Raw genomic sequence first — 18,586 nt, forward strand, 5'->3', positions numbered from 1 at the left:
TTAGACTGCTAACTTATGTTTTTATTATACTCTTTTTAGGAAGACTGTCAAGAGAAAAACACAAAATTTTAGCACTCTTTTTAGAAGAGTGCTAAAATTTCTGCTAATCATATTGTGTTAAATCATTTTCTTCAATAAGCTGAGTCAATTTCAAGGCATAATCAGGATCTGTACTAAAACCCGCTCCCTGCAAAGACTGTGCTGGGCCTTTATAGCCTTTTAGTGTTGCCATCTGCACATAGACTCGTTCGCCCCATAGATCACCCGATTTCAGTAAATCAAGATAATCATAAATAGCTTCATCCCAAGAACGGTAAATTTTAAAACGCTTACTGCGTGTCTGCCAGACATTATCTTCATAAAGCTCAGTCTTCAAGTCAATAAAATCATCACCGGGCTGGGCTGCGATGCCAAATAAATTATGGTACTTGACCGCCAGCAGATTTCTCCCATAATCTGAAGCTAAGACGGCTTGTCCGAGAATCACAGAAGGCCTCAGCCCGTAAGAGGCCGCCGCTTTCTGGACAGTGGGGGCTATTTCTCTAATAAACTCTTCTTTTGTATAGGCAACAGACTGTTTTTCCGTACTGCTGGGGATCCCTGTCCGGGAAGACAAAGGCAGCCAAAAAACCAAAACAAAAATGAAAACAAAAGCCAGAAAATATGCAAAAGAAAGCCGTCTTCTCAATTAATCACGCTCCTTTAACAAGGCAATGTATTCTTCTAAGGTCAGATTATTTTGGGTCATATACTGAGCTGATTCAGTCCCTACATAGCGAAAATGCCAGTCCTCATAATCAACCCCTGTAAAGCGGGATTTCCCCTCAGGAAAACGCAACACAAAGCCGTAATCAGGTGCAAGAACAGCTACCTGGGCTGCCACATCTGGGTCACTGGCATTCAGATAGTCCACTGTACTCATATCAATTGCCAAACCCGTTTGATGTTCACTGGCTCCGGCCGGCTGAGAATAAGTTTTAACAAGCTCTTCTGCCTCTTTCTGAGTCAAACTGGGATCGCTAGAAAGCTCTTGACTGACATATGTATTAAACAATTCTTCTTGATAAGCTACACTGCGATAGCCTGATATCAAATGCTCCCTGCTGTTAATCGTCTGAGCTGCAGCTAAAAATGCACGGACATTATCTGCAATCCGCGAATCAACAGATACACCATCAACGTCTGTCAAAACAGGATTCATTTCATCAGTTATATTATTCCGATTAACAAGAACCAACTCCCAGTCATCTGCCGACACATCAGGCAAAGCAGAATCCGTTTGTTCCTCTTCCACAGCACTTGACGAAACAGTACTTGAAGCCGAACCACCTGGGTTCTCTCCGCCTTGATAATTAAAGAGATAAACAGCTAAAGCTGCCACGGATAACATGACAAGGAACAATACAGAGGTCAGTAAATTTCGTTTTTTCATTCGTTTTCTAAAATCTTTCTTCCTGCTTGCCGATAAGACATATCACCGACTGTTTCAAGTGTAAAGCGACCGTTTTCATAGCTGGCAACTGTTACACAGCCATTATCCAGAGAACGCCGCGGCTGCTTAGCATCTACCAGCCATACAAACGTATTAATGGTCATTCCGTGGCTCACCACAATGGCATTGCCGCCGCCCTGACCCTCGATTGTCTTGGCAATCGCTTCAAATCCATCGTAAATCCGCTTGCGTAAAACAGGCCAAGGTTCTGCCCAATTAGCTGTATCAACCTCAACAAGACTTTCTGCCAGCTCCGGATAAGGAACATCCTTCATATCACGGCCATTCTCAAAAGCCTTCGTTCTTGGCAGCACACCGTAAAAAAGCTCTCCGTCGTAACCGCCGTCCAAACTGCCAAAGCACCACTCCCGTATCCGTTTATCACGGCTGTATGGGATTCCTTCCTGCCGGCATTCTTTTAGTATAATTTCCATCGTCTGCATGGTTCGTCCGGAATCGCTTGAGAAGGCAGCGTCAAATACAAGTCCGGCTTCTTTCAGACCTAAGCCAAGTTCACGAATTCCCTGCTCTCCCTGTGCAGTCAGGGGTGTATCGCTCCAGCCCTGAGCCCGCCCGATTGTATTAAACATTGTTTTCCCATGGCGTGCAATATAGAGTGTCACTTTCTTCATACTTTTCCCTCCGCTAACTCTGTTTTTCATTATAACATGAAATGAAAACACTTGCAAAAATCAGCAAGTGCATATCTTTTAATTTTTAAAGCTATGAATAGGGGCTGGGATTTGGCCGCCGCGCCCAATAAAATCGGCAGCAGAAGACTGATTTACTCCCATAACCGGGGCTGATCCTAAAAGACCGCCAAATTCTAACAAATCCCCTTCTTTTCCTTTAGGAATGATACGTACAGCTGTCGTTTTTTGATTGATTACCCCGATGGCAGCTTCATCTGCTATCATAGCAGCAATGGTCTCATGCGGAGTATCTCCCGGAATAGCAATCATATCTAAGCCAACAGAGCAAATAGCTGTCATAGCCTCTAATTTCTCTAAATTCAGAGAACCGTTTTTTACCGCTGCAATCATGCCTTCATCTTCGGAAACCGGGATAAAAGCTCCTGACAGACCGCCAACCTGATTGCAGGCCATAACACCGCCTTTTTTCACCTGATCATTCAGCAGAGCCAGCGCCGCTGTTGTCCCATGAGTTCCGACCGCTTCCAGCCCCATTTCTTCTAAAACACGCGCAACCGAATCCCCAACGGCAGGAGTCGGTGCCAGTGATAAGTCAACAATACCGAATTTCACCCCAAGGCGTTCTGAAGCCATTTGACCGACAAGCTGACCGATACGCGTAATTTTAAATGCTGTTTTTTTCACCGTTTCAGCTAAGACATCAAAACTCTCCCCCCGTACTTTTTCTAAGGCACGTTTAACCACTCCGGGGCCCGAGACTCCGACATTGATAACAACATCTGCTTCGCCTACACCGTGAAAAGCACCCGCCATGAAAGGGTTATCCTCAACTGCATTAGCAAAAACAACCAGTCTGGCTGCTCCTAAATCCGATAAATGGGCGGTCTCTTTAATCACACGGCCCATATCAGCTGCAGCGGTCATATTGATGCCTGATTTGGTTGAAGCTATATTGACGGAAGCACATACTTTACTGGTTTCTGCAAGAGCAGGGGCAATCGAACGAATTAAAATCTCATCGCCTTTTTGGTAGCCCTTTTGTACCAAAGCGGAGAAACCGCCGATAAAATCTACCCCAATCTCATGTGCTGCTTTATCAAGAGCTTTAGCCAGCGGGACATAATCTGTCGCAGAAGTTGCTGCACCGATTAAAGCGATGGGAGTTACAGATACCCGTTTATTTACAATAGGAATACCTAATTCAGCAGCAATTTCGTCGCCGACGGCCACGAGATCCGCAGCTTTTGTAACAATTTTTTCATAAATTTTATCGGCCGCACATTCTATATCCGGATCAATACAGTCCAGCAAGGAAATTCCCATTGTAATTGTCCGAATATCAAAATTCTGCTCTTCAATCATCTCAATGGTTTCAGTAACCTGCTTAATATTCATTCTTCTACTCCTAGCTTATAAATTATGCATTGCATCAAAGATAGCAGAACTTTGGATATTGATTTTCACGTTCAAATCATGTCCGAGTGCTTCCAATTCAGAGCGCAGCCAAGTAAAATCTTTTTTCTCCGATGCTGAAACGAGCATCATCATTGTAAAATAGTCATCCAGAACCGTTTGCGTAATATCGTCAATATTTAGACCCAGTTCTGCAATTTTTGCTGATACTCCTGCTACAATGCCTGTTTTATCTTTTCCGATCACTGTAATAATCGCCTTCATAGGTAAACCTCCGCTTATATTGTTCTCATTTTACCATATTTTCATAGCCAGTTCTATTTTCTCAATAATCCCTGACAAGCTCTCTGTTTGATTTTAGAATGGCAGCAGCTTCATCACATAACGAGGATAAGGCTGCTAAACCTGCCTATCTCTCACCAGTAAAGAAAGAAGCAACCGCAATAACAATAACAGCCCCTAAAATCGAAGGTACGAGATACATACCGGCTAAAGACGGCCCCCAAGCGCCGAACAAACTCTGCCCGACAAAAGAACCCAACAAACCAGCAGCAATACTAGCCAAACAGCCCATAGAACTGCCTTTATTAGTGATAGCTCCTGCAAGCATTCCGATAAACGCACCGATAAGTAAAGACCAAATCATACTTTCCCTCCTTGTCCTTTATTATAGCATAAAGCCAAATCTCTATAAAAACTTTATGAGACATCTTGAATTTCTGTCAAAAAATGGTAAACTATAGTTAGCTTATAAACTAACAAAGGAGGTGCTTTATGTTTTCAGCCAAAAAATTAAAAGAAAGACGGCAGCAGTTAAAGCTGACACAGGCCTTCTTAGCAAGAGAGCTAAATATTTCCAGACCGTCCTACTGCAATTGGGAAAACGGCAAAACCAAACCTAATCAAAAAAATCTAAAAAAATTAGCAGAATTGCTGCAAGTCACACCAAATTATTTTTTATCTGAACATGACATTGTAACAGTTTATACACAATTAAACCAAAATAACAAGGACAAGGTAATGGACTTTTCACAGGATTTACTCACAAGACAAGGCAAAATAGCCGAACCCGAGTTTGGCCCTAAACGCTATCCCTACAAAGTATTTGAGAAATTATCAGCCGGAACGGGGTTTGCGTATTTCGGGGACGGTAATTTTGATACCGTTTTTTACGATGAAGAGATTGATCACGATTTTGCTTCATGGGTTTTCGGTGATTCTATGGAACCAACCTTTTTAAATGGTGAGGTTGCTCTTATAAAGCAAACCGGCTTTGATTATGACGGTGCGATTTATGCGGTCGAATGGGATGGACAGACTTACATCAAAAAAGTGTACCGCGAAGAAGACGGGCTGCGTTTGGTCTCTATTAATAAACGCTATGCAGACAAATTCGCCCCTTACGATGAAAATCCGCGAATTATCGGCTTAATCGTAGGTAATTTTATGCCGCTTGAAAGTTAGAAGAATGGTTTCTACACCGTGTTGCTATATGGACAGCCGCAGCATTTCGCCGTTTTAATTATTAAAAGGCCGTTCAGCCCTCACTTAGTTTTGATTTTTAACAGCTTTCTTTTCCCTGCTGCTAAGCGTCCGGAAATGTTCTTTGGTCAATGCACTACTGTCTATGATAAGCACATCTGGTGTCGAAAGCAAGATCATTGAGCTCAGTCAGGAAGGGAGTGGGACAAAAATCGGTAAATCGTCATTTTATGATAATTTCGATTTTGCCGCCCCGCCTCTGCACAGTTGATTAGAGAGATCGCTATCCCTTGAGCGACAAGGGATAAGAACTTCCCATCAATCACCGCGCCAAACTCATCTCTTTAAAAAAATGAGGCAGATTATCCCTGCCTCGTTTTCTTTACTTTATTACGATTAATAGGCAGATGGCGGCACGCTGAATGACTCTTAAGCTGCCTGCAGGCGGCATGAAGCCTTTAGTCTGCACTGCTTCCAATGCAGATATCTCTGCTGGAGGTTCTCAATGTCTGCGCGACAGCTGCATTTCACCGCAGCTTTTATCCGTTTAGAATGTCAATTTTATTTAAAATCTTTGAATAAGGGACGGAGTTTTTTTATCATTTTTTGCCTCCCGGCAAAACGTTCTCCGCGTAAGAGTTTTTGAAACATTTCACGCTCTTCTTTCCCATCTAAGTTATTCTCCGCTTCCTGAATGACTTCTTTATAAGCAACGTAATCATCTAATGCTAAACTTTTATCGCTCACACAATGCCCTATTTCGCTAATCTCCTCATAAGCCATTTTATTAAATTTCCGTTTATAACTTTCCTGCTGGCGAATAACATCTTTTAAATAGTTAGAAAATTTGGTTTTAAAATAGACATACAATTTCAGTTCATCATAGTATAGGTCCGGGTGTTCATACAAAAGACTGAACAGGACGATATCTCCTTCCTGCAGCCAGTCATTATAATCCCACAAATGGATGTGATAACTGCGTTTTAACTTTAAAATAATCGGCCTAACTTTTTTACATAAACTGTCAAATTCATCTTCCCGCATACAGAATCACTCCTTTAACTAAGATAAGCATAGTATAAATAATTGCAAACAAAAAGAACATGACATTTTTGTCATATTCTCAGAATATAGCCGAAGCAGCAGTAAAGTATATTTTTGATACAGCAGTATTCCTGCCAGTTCTTACTTGTTCCTTAGTAAAAACTGGTTAAGAGGAATAAACATCCAGACTTTCTTGGCTCACTAAAAAACAGAGAGACAAAACCAGTAACTCTCATAGGTTTTTAATAATCTGGTCAGCTGTAATGATTTCAGTTCAGACTTGAAAAGCAGAGAGTGGAGAGAAAGCAATTTTTCGGAAAATCGCAATCTTTGTCCTGTTATCTCTTTTTATTATTTCCATAAATCAACCTATTAGAAATTTTTGTTCGGGCGTTTTTGAAAGGTATTCTCTTTTTTGTGGTGCTGACCATATTGCATCGAAATCAATGTCATCAGCAAATCGTGAGTTGAAATCAACAAATAATTTTTCTTTTTTTGTATCCCAACCACGCGCAATATCGTGAAAATAAGTATTGTGTTTAAAAGCTGGAATTTCATACAGGTCACGAGCATAGCCCCAAATATTGGTGTATTCGGAAATTCGCTTCTTAATTGGACCTAAATTTCGATAGTAATGTGTATCAAAACGTGCTAAAGTGACAAAAAAGCGCACATCGCTGTCTGTAACATAATCACCAAACAAAAATCTATTATTCTCCAATCGTTTTTCAAGCACATCTAAAGTTGTGAAGAAATCATCGAATGCCTCTTCATAAGCAACCAAAGACTGGGCAAACATCATTCGATAAACGCCATTGTTAACAAATGGAAAAAGGATATTATCGTTCAAATTATCAATATCATTACGCAGCTCTTCTGGGTAAAGATCAGGTGCATTATCCTTTTGGAACGGTTTAAAATTAACTTCCAGATAATTGGTCAATCGGTGATAGTCATTATTGGCAACTGTATAAGTTTCTAAATCTACAAGGGCTGGTACGGTTGTCCGACCAGTATAGTCTGGATCGGCACGATAATAAAATTCAGACAAGAATTCGGCCCCTGTTGTTGGATCAACTTGGTTTTCATAAGCAGCAAAATCCCATCCATATCGGCGTTTTTCCGGGTCTTTGTAATCGTGTCCGACAATTGTAACAGAAATGGCATCTTCTAAACCTAATAATTCTCGAACAATAGAAGCACGATTCGACCAGTGGCATCCTTTTGCCCAATATAAATGATAGCGTCCTTTTTCTGCCTTCAATTCGCCCTTACCGTCTCCAAATGGTCTTGTAAAATGGTTTGGTTGACGTTGAAAAGCACCGCGTTCATCAATTTCCGTTTTCGTTTCAACAGGGCGGGGTTTTATTTCTACTGGTTTGATATTAGGATTTGTATAGTTTGGCATAATATTTCTCCTCGTAAAATAAGTTTATGGGGATGTTTCAATCCCAAGTGTTGACAATTTTTATAACTTGACTATTGCAAGGTTTTCCAGAACAATAGAGTCATGGAATGGACTCATGGTTGTTTCTTTTTCTCCTTGTTGCTTAGACTTCAATGGAAAGTCTGTTACCCAAGCCTTGTCCCTACTTCCAACACACTAGCTGTTTCCACTAGGCTCACTTCTGTATCTAGTAGGCTACAGGCGGCAGGTGAGCCAGTGCTCAGAATTCTCTTAGGCGAGGCTGTTGGGTCAAGGTGTTTCTGGGGAACCTTACAGTCGTCAAGAAAACGTCCAAATCCAATTGAAAGGAGACCTTCCACACGAAATGTTTTGTCGGTTTAGACGTTAGCTCTACAAAACGTGATACCTGTATCATGCTCAGTGATACCTCAACGCCATTTACTGCTTCTCTGACTAACGACCTAGTTGGTGCTTCTGAAATCAAGAAACAGGTTCTTGAGCTCAATGAAACCCATGCCTTTGAACGCATCGTCATTGCATGGAAGCTACTAGTCTCTACAGTTTTCATCCTGCCATGTTCTTCCACGAAGATAGCGACTTAAATGCTTTAAACGTTGAAGTCATGGTGGAACAACCCAATAAGATGAAGAAATATCGGGAAGCCTTTGAAGAAAGTAAAAATGATACCATTGATGCCTTCTACATTGCCGATTATTTCCGAGCTGAGCGCTTCTCACCAGCTTTTCTCAAAGAGGAGAAATATGTGGCGCTCCAACATCTAACCAGAACGAGGCTCCAACTTATTGAACAGCTAACAAGAACCAAACAGCACTTTATTGAAAACATTTATTATAAGTGCAATACCTTGTCTACTGAAATCAAGAATGAGAACCTGACAACCAATCTCTGGTCTAGCACTATCATCTCCCTGATGACCGAAGATTACACCCTAGACAATTAGCCACTGTTCCTCTCAAAGACCTAGCGGACTTTATCCAGAAGCTAGGGAGAAGTCGCTTCAAGGCGCCTGAAAAGTTAGCTAAAGCTATTCAAGCAGCTATCAATTTCTTATCGTCTCTCTAAAATCCAACAAGATTCTGTCAATGTCGTTCTTGGTTTACTCGCTCGAGAAATCAGAAATCTTGAACAAATGATCAAGGAGATGGATAAAGCTATTGAAGAGATGGTCGAAGTCATTCCTGAATATCAGTGTTTAACGTCAGTACCTGGTCTTGGTAAGGTGTACGCTGCTGGCATTATCGCTGAAATTGGACAGATTGAGCGCTTTAAAGACCACCCTCAAGTCGCTAAATATGCGGGATTGAATTGGAAACAGAATCAATCTGGAAACGCTAACTCTCAACATACGGACCTTGTTAAAAGAGGCAATCGTTATCTCCGTTATGACTTAGTTGAAGCCGCCAACTCGGTGAGACGACAGGATAGCGAATATCAAGCCTTTTACAAGAAGAAGTATCAAGAAGTACCTAAACATCAACACAAAAGAGCCATCGTCTTAACCGCTAGAAAATTTGTGCGTCTGGTGGATGTGCTACTACGCAACCACCAACTCTATACGCCACCAAGGAGGCCTATGGAAGATCAGTGATTATCGGCACAAGTCCTTGGTTAAGCTAGTGAAAAAAGCGATTTTCACTAGGTGTTTTTTGTGCATCCTGTTTTCTAGAAAATCAACTAAACCTTATTCAACTTTAGCTTGACTTTTTACCACTAGACTTTAATTAAATATAGTGACGACTAGCACGGTCATGCGGCAAATCCCAAATGCTTAAATCGGGACCTTTGGGTAAAATTTGATGGGGATTATCGATAGCACTTAAGTGATAGTGTTTTTTGATATGGTCAAAATTGGTTGTCTCTTTAAAAGCTTCTTGCTGATAAAGGTCACGCGCATAGCCCCAAAGATTCGAAAAATCAATTAAACGATTGCGATTACAGCGAAAACCATTATAGTAGGCAATATCAAAACGTACCAGAGACACGTAAAGCCGAATATCAGAATCCGTTACCTGCTCACCGAGCAGATATCGACTGTGTGCTAATCTTTCTTCTAATTCATCCAACCGTTGAAATAAGTTATCATAGGCTTCTTCATAAGCTTTTTGACTCGTAGCAAAGCCTGCTTTGTAAACACCATTGTTAATATCATGAAAAATAATGTCATTCAAAATATCAATATCATCACGTAATTCCTCTGGATAAAGGTCAGGAGCATTATCGCTATGAAATGGTGCCCAATCCGTTTCCCAAATTTTCAACAGATGATAAAAGTCGTTATTAACGACTTTTTCTGTCTGTAAATCTACCACGGCTGGAACAGTAAAGCGCCCTTGATAAGAAGAATCAGTTTTTAAATACAATTCGCTTAAATAATGGACACCCAGAACAGGGTCTGTTTTATTTTCGCCCAAACTGAACTCCCAATCTGTTCGATTAACACCTACAGGGCGAATAGGATTAACGACACCTACGCTAATAACATTTTCCAGCCCTAATAGTTTTAAAGCAATTAACTGTCTATGTGCCCAAGGACAAGCATACGAAACGATTAACCTATAACGGTTCTTCTCAACAGGTAACTGCCCCTCTTCTTTTCCAAAAGGAGTTGTAAATCTTGTTTTTTGGCGTTTAAAATGTCCTGAATTATCTACTTCTTTGCTAACAAACTCTGTCGTCATAGCCCTTCCCTGCTTTCTGTTTCTTCTAAAAATAGAAATGAAATATCTTCTAAATATCCATTTGCCTGCAGGCTTGTTAAGCGATATATCATTGAACGCGCATCATCTTCGTAGATCAAAAGGGATTTTAAAAATTTTTTCATGCTAATACCGTCCTTTCTCACTATCAAAACGATATTTTTCCGGTAAAAAGAACCCTTCATCTTCCATCCATTGCAAACTTTCAGGTGTTCCATGTCCAAAATAAGCAAAAGCTGTTTTGCTCCGCCTGAAGCCGTATTTCTCATATAAAGTCAGTGTTTGCGGATGTGTATAGAGGATAATATTAATTCCTTTCATTTTTTCCAACAGAGTTGTTATAATTGTATGCCCAATATGCTGACCTTGGTAGTCCGCATTAACAGCGACATTATAAATTGCTCCTTGTGAAACAAAATCGGTCAAAGCACGTCCAACCCCAATCACTTTATTTCTATCCTTAATATAAACAGTGATATCGCTGTTACGGAAAGACTTTTCAGTTTGCTTCACATCTGTATTGCTAGCAAGCCCTGCTGAATGCAAAACATCAGCAACCTGTTGAAAATCCACCTTATCCGAATCTGTTTCAATTGTATATTTAAAAGTCATAACAATCTCCTAGTTATCATAAGTTGGTGAATAATCTTCATCAAAATACTTTTCGTTAATCTGTTTAGAAGTTCCGTCTTCAACGATTTCTTTAAGCGCAGTATTAATATCCTCTGCTAGTTGCGTTTCTTCTTTTCCGACCACAAAATAACTGTATGGTTCAGACATTAAGGCTGTTGACAAATCTCCGCTAATCGTTTTACCCGTTAAATCCAAATTATATTCTTTTTGATAGTATTCGAACATCGGTTTATCCATAACGAGAAAATCATATTTACCACTTTCAACTCCCTCAAGCTGTGATTTTAAATCCTCAGAAGAATAATTGAGTTCAATCGTACTATCTGGGTTCGCTTTATTATATTCTTCAATTGCTGTCGTTGAATTTACACCTGATGACCCAACTGTCGATAAACCAGCTAAATCCGACCATTCATCAGCCGCTTTAGTTTTATCACTACCGTTTTTAAAAATAACGACGTAAGCATTTTTAAAAATTGGATCTGTAAAAAGATAATTCTTTTCACGTTCTTCATTTTTAGCTAAATTATTCACTGCAATGTGATAGCGCCCAGAGGTTAGACCCGAAAATATAGATGAGAATTCAACTTTGACGATTTTTAGTTTGTACTGAGGTAGCTTTTCAAAAACAGCTTTGATTAATTCAATATTTTGTCCAGTTAGTTCACCATCTTCCTCGTAAGTAAATGGTTTGGGTGACCCACTTGTTGCCGCAACAACTATATTTTTTTCACTAGAGTCGGACTTGGTTTCACCAGTCTTTTTAGTCAGTTTATTAAAAATCAATACCCCCACTAATACCACTGCGATAATAGAAACAACCCATTTTACTTTTTTCTTCATTGTCATTCCCCCTAAAAGTTTTATTAAGTACAACTATCTTACCACCACCTCATAAGTCTGCATAATCTATCTTTTTTATAGCTATTCATAATTTTTTTTAATAGCTCAAAGACTGGTCTTCTTCTTATTTTTAAGGTAATATGATAAAAAATTATTAGGAGGTCAATCGCTTATGATAAATTGGGCAAAAGTTATCAAACCCTATAAAGAAGAACTGCTAACAGATTTAGATGGTCTGCTCCGCATTCCTTCCGTCAAAAATTTAAAAACGGCTTCGGCTGATGCTCCCTTTGGAACTTCTATTCAAGAGGCTTTAGACTATATTCTAGAGCTGGGCAAGCGTGACGGCTTTACAGCCAAAGATGTTGATCACTATGCAGGTCATTTAGAGATTGGACAGGGAGATAAATTACTGGGGATTCTCAGTCATCTGGATGTTGTTCCCGCCGACCCTAGTCAGTGGGAGACCAATCCTTTTATTCCTACTGTTAAGAATGATCGGCTATATGCCCGGGGAGCTTTAGATGATAAAGGTCCCGCACTGTTGGCTTACTATGCCGTAAAAATACTTAAAGATCTAGGAGTGACATGGAATCAACGCATTCGACTCATCTATGGTACTGACGAAGAAAATGATTGGAAAGGTGTTCACTATTATTTTACTAAAGAAGAAATGCCTAACTATGGAATTGTTCCTGACGGCATCTTCCCTCTGATTTATGCAGAAAAAGGTGTTATTTCTATTGATTTAACTAAGGACCTTCATTCCGAAAACTTAGTAGAGTTCAAAAGCGGCTCCGCCTACAATGTGGTTCCTGATTTTGCCAGTGCCAAATTAGTTTATCACGCAGACTTAGAAAATGATTTCTCTGCCTTCCTGGAACAATACGGACTCAAAGGACATTTTGCAAAAACTGAGGACTATCAACATCTGAAGATATTTGGTTATTCTGCACATGCCGCTAGTCCCTCTGGCGGAACCAATGCGGTGCTTCATCTCACCCATTTCTTGACAAACTTAACTTGGGACGAGTCCGCAAACAATTTTTTAAAATTTATCAATCACTATCTCTTTGATGACTTTACAGGTCAGTCTTTTGGTATAGATTTTAACGATAACGAGTTGGGTAATGTGACTATTAACACAGCTTTTGTGACCATTGAGAAAGGCAAGGCTAAAATCGGGCTCAATCTGCGTTATCCAGCTAGTTATGATTTTGAGATACATTATCAAAAATTAAGTCAAGTAGCTAAACAGCACAATATAGCTACTACTGTCATCTCACATAAGTTACCTAGTTACTCTAATATTGACGATCCTGAAACAAAGATCCTCCTAGAAACCTATCGTAAACACACAAGTGACCAAACACCACCACTAGCGATTGGTGGTATTACATACGGTCGTATTTTTGAACGGGGTATTACCTTTGGGCCAGTTTTTCTGGGTAAACCAGCAACGCTGCACCAACCTAACGAGTATATCGAACTTGACGACCTCTTTAAAGGGCTAGAAATTTATTTAGATGCCCTTTATCAAATTGCTACTGCTGAAGGTCAGACAGCCGATTAAAACCTAAAAGAAGCTTATATTGGGCTTCTTTCGTCTATTATGAGAAAACCTTCGCTACCTTTTGGGACCATGAAAAATAAGGTGATAGGGGTTACGATCCTCTAACAAAGATAGAAAAGCGGTTTCTTTTCCGTCACAATATCAATGCTATCGGCAATCTCTAGCAACTGAAAAGTTTGGTTACATAAGTTTTGAGGTGTTCGTAATCAAAACTTTTAGCAAAGTTGATCTTGCTTAAATAGTAATCAATGTGAGCAAAGCGCAACAAAGTCTGATAGAGCAATTTATCATCTTTTGATACCTAATCGCCAAGTAAGGACTCCCCCAAACGTTGATCGATGAGCTCAAAAGCATCTGAAATCTGATGAAATCAGCGGTCTAAGTCTGTTTGAAAAATTGCTTGACCTGCTAGTTTAATGGGAATGATGAGGTAATCCTGCAAAAACTGAATTTCGACTTGAACATTGCGATGCGCATAAATCAGGCGTTGCTCGTCTTGTGTCAAAAAAATAAATGTCGGATTATTGGACAAATGCTCTCAACCAGCAGGTTTCAAAAAATCACGATTATCCGGTCCTGTTCCAAGCAGACCATAGACATTTCCTTGTCTAGCTCGCATGTGTGGTGACAGTTGACCGTCCAACAAAATCAGAATCACCCTTTAGGTAAGCATCGTCAAGATAATGAATTTTCAGAACAGAATCCAGCTTACTGACATCTTCACTAAAAAACCAGCCACGCGGATCACGCAATACACCACACTCTCCAATACTAATAACACGATCAAGATCCAATAATTTCAAGATAACCACAGCTTTGTTAGAATGTGGGCAACCAGGCATCCAAATTAGATGGTAACAATTGGCTTCCACTGGCAATTGACCCACACCGTCACCAAATTTTTTATCGAAGACAAATCTGCTGTTCAACTTTGCCTGGTTCTTTATTAATTTGATGCTTAAAAATTTGTTCGAAAAGCGCAATAAATTGAAATGGTTTGATGTAACTCATAAAGTAGATTCCTTTTCTAAAATTCTCAAAGCAAGAACTTTTGAAACAGTAATACTAAACTTGTTTAGCGGCTTTAGCTTTTTCAACCAAATCATCAAACAGCGATTGGTCACTTACCGATTGGTCAATAAGAAATTCTGGATGCCATTGGACAGCTAATAAAGGATAATTAGGAAGTTCAACTGCTTCAATCGTCCCATCTCGTGGATCACGCGCTGTAACAACTAAATTTTGTCCCAGTTTGTCTAAGGATTGATGATGTACTGAATTGACAGATGCGCCAGAGGTAAATAGGCGCGATAGGTCACTGCCTTCTACCGCTTCTATCTGGTGGGCAAGCTGCAATGGTGAACCTAGTGCATGGCTGGAAATTTCTTGGTTAAGTGTTCCTCCTAAAGCAACATTTAGGAGCTGCATCCCACGACAAACTGCCAGAATAGGCTTCCGTTGTGCCAAAGCTTCTTTTATCAAGGCCAATTCAAAACGATCACGGTTAATGTCATAATCATTTTTTTCCGTCTGACGTTCTTGACCATAAAAACTTGGATGAACATCCTGCCCACCCGTCAGCAGCAAAGCATCAATAGCAGTCATGTAATCTTTAGCTTCGTCTTCCGTACTGACTGGCAAATAAACGGGTAAACCGTCTGCTTTTTTTACACCGTCAGCAAAATTACGAGATGACGAAAGATGTATGATTGGTAAATCAGGTACCACTGGTTTTTCATTTGCTGAAATGCCAATAAGAACTTTAGGCATGACTGGCCTCCTTATCTACACGAACAAAGTGGTCCTCACCAAACTGCTGCCATTCATAATCATCAGACAAATCAAATTTCTGGATAGAATCGTCTATTTGTAATAGCTTTTCTTTAGCTAATCTAGGATCTAGTTCGGGTTTTGCTGCTAATAAGTATTTGGTGTAGGGATGTTGAGGATGATTAAAGAGATGTTCAGCAGGCGCAATTTCCACCAGTTTTCCACGATAGAGTACTGCAATACGGTCTGAAATATGACGAACAACAGACAAATCGTGTGAAATGAACAAGTAAGATAAATTTAATTCTGCTTGTAAATCTTTGAGCAAATTTAAAATTTGTGACTGAATAGACACGTCAAGAGCTGAGGTTGGCTCATCACAGACGATAAAGTCAGGATGATTAACCACTGCTCGTGCAATACCAATTCTCTGACGCTGACCACCTGAAAATTCACGTGGTAATTTTTGCACAGTCTCCCCCTCAATACCAACTAACCTTAGAATAGCAACTGCTTTTTCTCTTGCTTCTTCTTTGCGCAGTCCCAGTAATGGTTCTTGAACCAGCTCCAGCGCAGTCATTCGCGGATTGAGAGCAGAGTATGGATCTTGAAAAATAATTTGCAGCTGGCTGGCTATCTGACGTTTTTCTTTGGCTGACAAATCATGAATACTCTTCCTTTCAAAAAAAACTTGACCATTATCAATGCTTTCTAACCCTAAAATAATGCGCCCCAAAGTGGTCTTCCCAGAGCCTGATTCTCCAACCAAACCTAGGGTCTCACCTTTGCGAATAGAAAGACTGAGATTGTCGACAGCAGTCACCGAAATCTTATCTCGCTGTCGTTTTCCACTTTTAAAAACCTTGCTAACTCCTTGCAACTCAATAATATTTTCAACCATATCATTCCTCTTCTAAGTAGCGATGTGTCTCATTGACCTCTATAAAGGACCAAGTTTTGTTGTCTTGTTCATCATTATAGACCACTTGATCGTCACTATCTAGGTCTGCTGCTTTCAACAATTTTTTCGTATAAGTATGCTGCGGCGAATAGAAAATATCTTCCACAGTTCCTTCTTCCACCACACGCCCTTGGTACATCACCTTGACATAATCGCACATACCAGCAATAACACCAAAATCATGGCTAACTAAAATAATAGATAAATTAGTATCCGACGGTAGTTTTTTGAGTAAACTAAGAATTTGAGCTTGGATGGTTACGTCCAGCGCTGTTGTGGGTTCATCTGCAATCAATAATTCTGGTTTCGCCATTAAAGCCATAGCGATCATAATCCGTTGACGCATCCCTCCAGATAATTCAAATGGATACTGATTCAAACGTTTTTTAGGTTCCGTGATCCCGACTTTAGTCAAAATAGTTACTGCTAATTTTTCAGCATCTTCATCGCTGATCTCGTCGTCGTTTCTAAAAATAATCTCTGCTAGATGGTAAGAAATCTTGCGCAGGGGATTAAGCGAAGTCATCGGATCCTGAAAAATCATGGCAATAGGAAGTTGGGTAGCATCTGTACCTGTCTCACCTTGGAAAGTAAAAGTTTCAAACTGTGAGTCGATTTTTTCTGGCAAGATACCCATGATTGATTTCATAGAAATACTTTTACCTGAACCTGATTCGCCAATAATACCGACAATAGAACCTTTAGGAACTTGAAAATCAATGCCCTTAACTAGCTGAAGATTCTCATGCCCTCTCTGATGGTACGTTACCGTCAGACCTTTTACATCTACAATGGCCTCTGTCATCTTATACCTCCCTTTGAATATATGATTTGAAAACTTCACTTAAATTGTTAATGGAATAAATGGTCAATAATACAAATAACCCTGGTAAAATCGCCATATATGGTGCACGCTGTAAGCTACTTTGTGCATTTTGGAGCAAACTCCCCCAAGATGACATAGGGTGCTGAATTCCCATTCCCAAGAAAGATAAAGCCGATTCCGTCATAATGGCGCTCGATATACTGTTAGTCGCTGCTACAATCAATGTTGGTAAGATATTTGGAATAATATGACGTAAAATAATCTTTGTTCTACTCTCGCCGATAAATTCACTATAAACCACATATTCTCGATTTTTAACCGAAAGTATTTCAGCACGGATAAGACGAGAAATCCCCATCCATGAAAAGCCACCAATAACAATAATAATCGTGGTTAAACTAGGTCGTAAAAAGACACTCAAAACAATGACCAGAACCAACCAAGGAATTGATGAGAGAATTTCAACTAGACGCATGAGAATATTGTCCACCCAACCGCCAAAATAGCCAGACAGCACACCAACTAAGGTTCCAATAAAAGTTGATGCCAGCATAGCTGATATGGCAACAATGAGTGAAACGCGTCCTCCGTAGATAACGCGAATAAAGTAATCACGTCCCAAATCATCCGTCCCAAACCAATGTGATAAACTAGGACCTTGCCAAACATTTGTCACATCTGTTGCCGTCGGGCTGAATGGAAATAGCGGTGCAGCAACAGACAGAATAATCAAAAACAAAAGAAAAAAGAAAGAGAAAGCATTAAGACGCGAAGAGAGAATCGCTCGCCAAATTTTAGCAAGTTGTATTTTCATTTGGCACCAGCCTTTCTAATACGAGGATCGACGACAAAATAAAGAATATCAGATAAAAGATTACCTGAAATAACCAAGTTTGATGAAATCAGCAAAACGGCCATGATGATAGGGTAATCAAGATTGCTAGTGGCGCTAGTCAAATAAGTTCCAATACCAGGCCATCCATAAATATTTTCTGTAATAATGGCACCAGTTACAAACATCGGTAAAGCCTGTCCAATGCGTGTCACAATGGGAATCCAAATATTCCGCAAAACATGATGACTAAAAATCTCTGACTGATTAGCATGAAAAGCTCGCTGAACTGTCACATAATCTTCTCCAACCTGTTCAATTGCTGACGAGCGAATATAACGCAGTAATTCTGGAAAATAGGCAATAATCAAAGTTAGATAAGGTAAAATAAGATGCTTGAGTAAATCTAACATATTCCCTTCTTGTCCACTTGAATGCATGCCAGTAATAGGTAACCAATTGAGCTTATAGCCAAATAGATATATCAAAAGCATCCCAAACCAGAAAGTAGGCGTTCCCATACCGATTGAAGCAAACGCATTGACAAATTTATCCCAGAAATGTCCTTTATTAGCAGCCGCAACCAATCCTAAGATACTAGCTAAAACGAGAGAAGTCACATAGGCTGGTACGACAATCATCAACGTATTTGGAATTTTAACTGCCAATTCTGACGAAATATTTGACTGTGTAATCAAAGAATTTCCAAAGTCTCCTCGCAATACGTTGAGTAGCCAATGCACATATTGAACCAAGAAAGGATCATTGAGACCATTTTTCTCACGTAATAAATCAATTTGCTCTTGTGTCATGTTAGGTGTTGTTAGTGTATCCACGACATCAAAGGGAGCAATCTGAATTAAGGCAAAGACAATAAAGGAAATAATAAGCAACAGGGGAATTGCCTGTAACAGTCGTTTACCAATGTATTTCCACATA

General features: G+C 39.9%; 19 protein-coding genes and 2 pseudogenes. 3 read left to right on the plus strand and 18 right to left on the minus strand.

Annotation, left to right across the window (positions count from 1 at the left end):
- Window positions 1-103: 103 nt before the first annotated feature.
- From DDV21_RS09655 to DDV21_RS09680, 6 genes and pseudogenes are all read right to left on the minus strand, one after another.
- The gene (locus DDV21_RS09655; RefSeq protein ID WP_116878332.1) at window positions 104-688 is read right to left on the minus strand and encodes a glycoside hydrolase family 73 protein; all 585 of its coding nucleotides are present in this window, start codon (window positions 686-688) and stop codon (window positions 104-106) included.
- Window positions 689-1,267, minus strand: a pseudogene (locus tag DDV21_RS09660) (M15 family metallopeptidase); the annotation flags it as partial.
- Window positions 1,268-1,428: 161 nt separating this feature from the next.
- On the minus strand, window positions 1,429-2,124 hold the full coding sequence (locus tag DDV21_RS09665) for a histidine phosphatase family protein (RefSeq protein WP_116878334.1): 696 nt from the start codon (window positions 2,122-2,124) through the stop codon (window positions 1,429-1,431).
- 78 nt (window positions 2,125-2,202) lie between these two features.
- On the minus strand, window positions 2,203-3,540 hold the full coding sequence (locus tag DDV21_RS09670) for a PFL family protein (RefSeq protein WP_116878335.1): 1,338 nt from the start codon (window positions 3,538-3,540) through the stop codon (window positions 2,203-2,205).
- Window positions 3,541-3,555: 15 nt separating this feature from the next.
- Window positions 3,556-3,822: an ACT domain-containing protein gene (locus tag DDV21_RS09675; protein WP_116878336.1), complete on the minus strand. Its 267-nt coding sequence runs from the start codon at window positions 3,820-3,822 to the stop codon at window positions 3,556-3,558.
- A gap of 145 nt (window positions 3,823-3,967) precedes the next feature.
- A complete protein-coding gene (locus tag DDV21_RS09680; RefSeq protein ID WP_116878337.1) occupies window positions 3,968-4,204 on the minus strand; it encodes a GlsB/YeaQ/YmgE family stress response membrane protein in 237 nt (78 codons plus the stop codon).
- 128 nt (window positions 4,205-4,332) lie between these two features.
- On the opposite strand from DDV21_RS09680, the gene DDV21_RS09685 reads away from it, so the two are divergent.
- Entirely contained in the window at window positions 4,333-5,022 is a 690-nt protein-coding gene (locus DDV21_RS09685) for an XRE family transcriptional regulator (RefSeq protein WP_116878338.1), read from the plus strand.
- 579 nt (window positions 5,023-5,601) lie between these two features.
- Here the strand turns inward: DDV21_RS09685 and DDV21_RS09690 are convergent.
- Window positions 5,602-6,084 (minus strand): hypothetical protein, encoded by a 483-nt coding sequence (locus DDV21_RS09690; protein ID WP_116878339.1) that lies wholly within the window; start codon window positions 6,082-6,084, stop codon window positions 5,602-5,604.
- A 364-nt stretch (window positions 6,085-6,448) separates the two neighbouring features.
- Complete coding sequence (locus tag DDV21_RS09695) at window positions 6,449-7,492, minus strand: glutathione S-transferase C-terminal domain-containing protein (RefSeq protein ID WP_116878340.1); 1,044 nt, start codon at window positions 7,490-7,492, stop codon at window positions 6,449-6,451.
- A 413-nt stretch (window positions 7,493-7,905) separates the two neighbouring features.
- Between DDV21_RS09695 and DDV21_RS09700 the strand changes: the two are divergent.
- Window positions 7,906-9,101: pseudogene (locus DDV21_RS09700) on the plus strand (IS110 family RNA-guided transposase).
- Between the two features lie 133 nt (window positions 9,102-9,234).
- On the opposite strand, the gene DDV21_RS09705 reads toward DDV21_RS09700, so the two are convergent.
- The 4 genes from DDV21_RS09705 to DDV21_RS09720 are packed head-to-tail and all read right to left on the minus strand — an operon-like array spanning window position 9,235 to window position 11,685.
- Entirely contained in the window at window positions 9,235-10,191 is a 957-nt protein-coding gene (locus DDV21_RS09705) for a glutathione S-transferase family protein (RefSeq protein WP_116879048.1), read from the minus strand.
- Window positions 10,188-10,334, minus strand: a complete 147-nt coding sequence (locus DDV21_RS09710) for a ribosome-binding factor A (RefSeq protein ID WP_116879049.1) — start codon at window positions 10,332-10,334, stop codon at window positions 10,188-10,190. Before DDV21_RS09710 ends, DDV21_RS09705 begins: the two co-directional genes overlap by 4 nt.
- A gap of 1 nt (window position 10,335) precedes the next feature.
- The gene (locus DDV21_RS09715) at window positions 10,336-10,821 is read right to left on the minus strand and encodes a GNAT family N-acetyltransferase (RefSeq protein ID WP_116879050.1); all 486 of its coding nucleotides are present in this window, start codon (window positions 10,819-10,821) and stop codon (window positions 10,336-10,338) included.
- Window positions 10,822-10,830: 9 nt separating this feature from the next.
- On the minus strand, window positions 10,831-11,685 hold the full coding sequence (locus DDV21_RS09720) for a transporter substrate-binding domain-containing protein (protein ID WP_116879051.1): 855 nt from the start codon (window positions 11,683-11,685) through the stop codon (window positions 10,831-10,833).
- A gap of 172 nt (window positions 11,686-11,857) precedes the next feature.
- On the opposite strand from DDV21_RS09720, the gene pepV reads away from it, so the two are divergent.
- Entirely contained in the window at window positions 11,858-13,258 is a 1,401-nt protein-coding gene (gene pepV / locus DDV21_RS09725) for a dipeptidase PepV (protein ID WP_116879052.1), read from the plus strand.
- Window positions 13,259-13,866: 608 nt separating this feature from the next.
- Here the strand turns inward: pepV and DDV21_RS09730 are convergent.
- From DDV21_RS09730 to DDV21_RS09755, 6 genes are all read right to left on the minus strand, one after another.
- The gene (locus tag DDV21_RS09730; protein ID WP_116879053.1) at window positions 13,867-14,100 is read right to left on the minus strand and encodes a hypothetical protein; all 234 of its coding nucleotides are present in this window, start codon (window positions 14,098-14,100) and stop codon (window positions 13,867-13,869) included.
- A 223-nt stretch (window positions 14,101-14,323) separates the two neighbouring features.
- Window positions 14,324-15,028, minus strand: coding sequence for a gamma-glutamyl-gamma-aminobutyrate hydrolase family protein (locus DDV21_RS09735; protein WP_116879054.1), 705 nt, complete (start codon window positions 15,026-15,028; stop codon window positions 14,324-14,326).
- A complete protein-coding gene (locus DDV21_RS09740) occupies window positions 15,021-15,929 on the minus strand; it encodes an ATP-binding cassette domain-containing protein (RefSeq protein ID WP_116879055.1) in 909 nt (302 codons plus the stop codon). The genes DDV21_RS09735 and DDV21_RS09740 overlap by 8 nt, the downstream gene beginning before the upstream one ends.
- Window position 15,930: 1 nt before the next feature.
- A complete protein-coding gene (locus DDV21_RS09745) occupies window positions 15,931-16,794 on the minus strand; it encodes an ABC transporter ATP-binding protein (RefSeq protein WP_116879056.1) in 864 nt (287 codons plus the stop codon).
- Window position 16,795: 1 nt separating this feature from the next.
- Window positions 16,796-17,629, minus strand: a complete 834-nt coding sequence (locus tag DDV21_RS09750) for an ABC transporter permease (RefSeq protein WP_116879057.1) — start codon at window positions 17,627-17,629, stop codon at window positions 16,796-16,798.
- Window positions 17,626-18,585, minus strand: a complete 960-nt coding sequence (locus DDV21_RS09755) for an ABC transporter permease (RefSeq protein WP_116879058.1) — start codon at window positions 18,583-18,585, stop codon at window positions 17,626-17,628. Before DDV21_RS09755 ends, DDV21_RS09750 begins: the two co-directional genes overlap by 4 nt.
- Window position 18,586 lies beyond the last annotated feature (1 nt).

The organism is Streptococcus chenjunshii (assembly GCF_003086355.1).
GTDB classification, from domain to species: Bacteria; Bacillota; Bacilli; order Lactobacillales; family Streptococcaceae; genus Streptococcus; species Streptococcus chenjunshii.

Excerpts from the sequence above, each read along its gene's own strand:
- DDV21_RS09710 (WP_116879049.1), bottom strand. The coding sequence starts at position 10,334 with ATGAAAAAATTTTTAAAATCCCTTTTGATCTACGAAGATGATGCGCGT.
- DDV21_RS09740 (WP_116879055.1), bottom strand. The coding sequence starts at position 15,929 with ATGGTTGAAAATATTATTGAGTTGCAAGGAGTTAGCAAGGTTTTTAAA.
- DDV21_RS09690 (WP_116878339.1), bottom strand. The coding sequence starts at position 6,084 with ATGCGGGAAGATGAATTTGACAGTTTATGTAAAAAAGTTAGGCCGATT.
- DDV21_RS09755 (WP_116879058.1), bottom strand. The coding sequence starts at position 18,585 with ATGTGGAAATACATTGGTAAACGACTGTTACAGGCAATTCCCCTGTTG.
- DDV21_RS09665 (WP_116878334.1), bottom strand. The coding sequence starts at position 2,124 with ATGAAGAAAGTGACACTCTATATTGCACGCCATGGGAAAACAATGTTT.
- pepV (WP_116879052.1), top strand. The coding sequence starts at position 11,858 with ATGATAAATTGGGCAAAAGTTATCAAACCCTATAAAGAAGAACTGCTA.
- DDV21_RS09730 (WP_116879053.1), bottom strand. The coding sequence starts at position 14,100 with ATGCCTGGTTGCCCACATTCTAACAAAGCTGTGGTTATCTTGAAATTA.
- DDV21_RS09745 (WP_116879056.1), bottom strand. The coding sequence starts at position 16,794 with ATGACAGAGGCCATTGTAGATGTAAAAGGTCTGACGGTAACGTACCAT.
- DDV21_RS09695 (WP_116878340.1), bottom strand. The coding sequence starts at position 7,492 with ATGCCAAACTATACAAATCCTAATATCAAACCAGTAGAAATAAAACCC.
- DDV21_RS09705 (WP_116879048.1), bottom strand. The coding sequence starts at position 10,191 with ATGACGACAGAGTTTGTTAGCAAAGAAGTAGATAATTCAGGACATTTT.
- DDV21_RS09750 (WP_116879057.1), bottom strand. The coding sequence starts at position 17,629 with ATGAAAATACAACTTGCTAAAATTTGGCGAGCGATTCTCTCTTCGCGT.
- DDV21_RS09670 (WP_116878335.1), bottom strand. The coding sequence starts at position 3,540 with ATGAATATTAAGCAGGTTACTGAAACCATTGAGATGATTGAAGAGCAG.
- DDV21_RS09715 (WP_116879050.1), bottom strand. The coding sequence starts at position 10,821 with ATGACTTTTAAATATACAATTGAAACAGATTCGGATAAGGTGGATTTT.
- DDV21_RS09735 (WP_116879054.1), bottom strand. The coding sequence starts at position 15,028 with ATGCCTAAAGTTCTTATTGGCATTTCAGCAAATGAAAAACCAGTGGTA.
- DDV21_RS09685 (WP_116878338.1), top strand. The coding sequence starts at position 4,333 with ATGTTTTCAGCCAAAAAATTAAAAGAAAGACGGCAGCAGTTAAAGCTG.
- DDV21_RS09675 (WP_116878336.1), bottom strand. The coding sequence starts at position 3,822 with ATGAAGGCGATTATTACAGTGATCGGAAAAGATAAAACAGGCATTGTA.
- DDV21_RS09680 (WP_116878337.1), bottom strand. The coding sequence starts at position 4,204 with ATGATTTGGTCTTTACTTATCGGTGCGTTTATCGGAATGCTTGCAGGA.
- DDV21_RS09720 (WP_116879051.1), bottom strand. The coding sequence starts at position 11,685 with ATGAAGAAAAAAGTAAAATGGGTTGTTTCTATTATCGCAGTGGTATTA.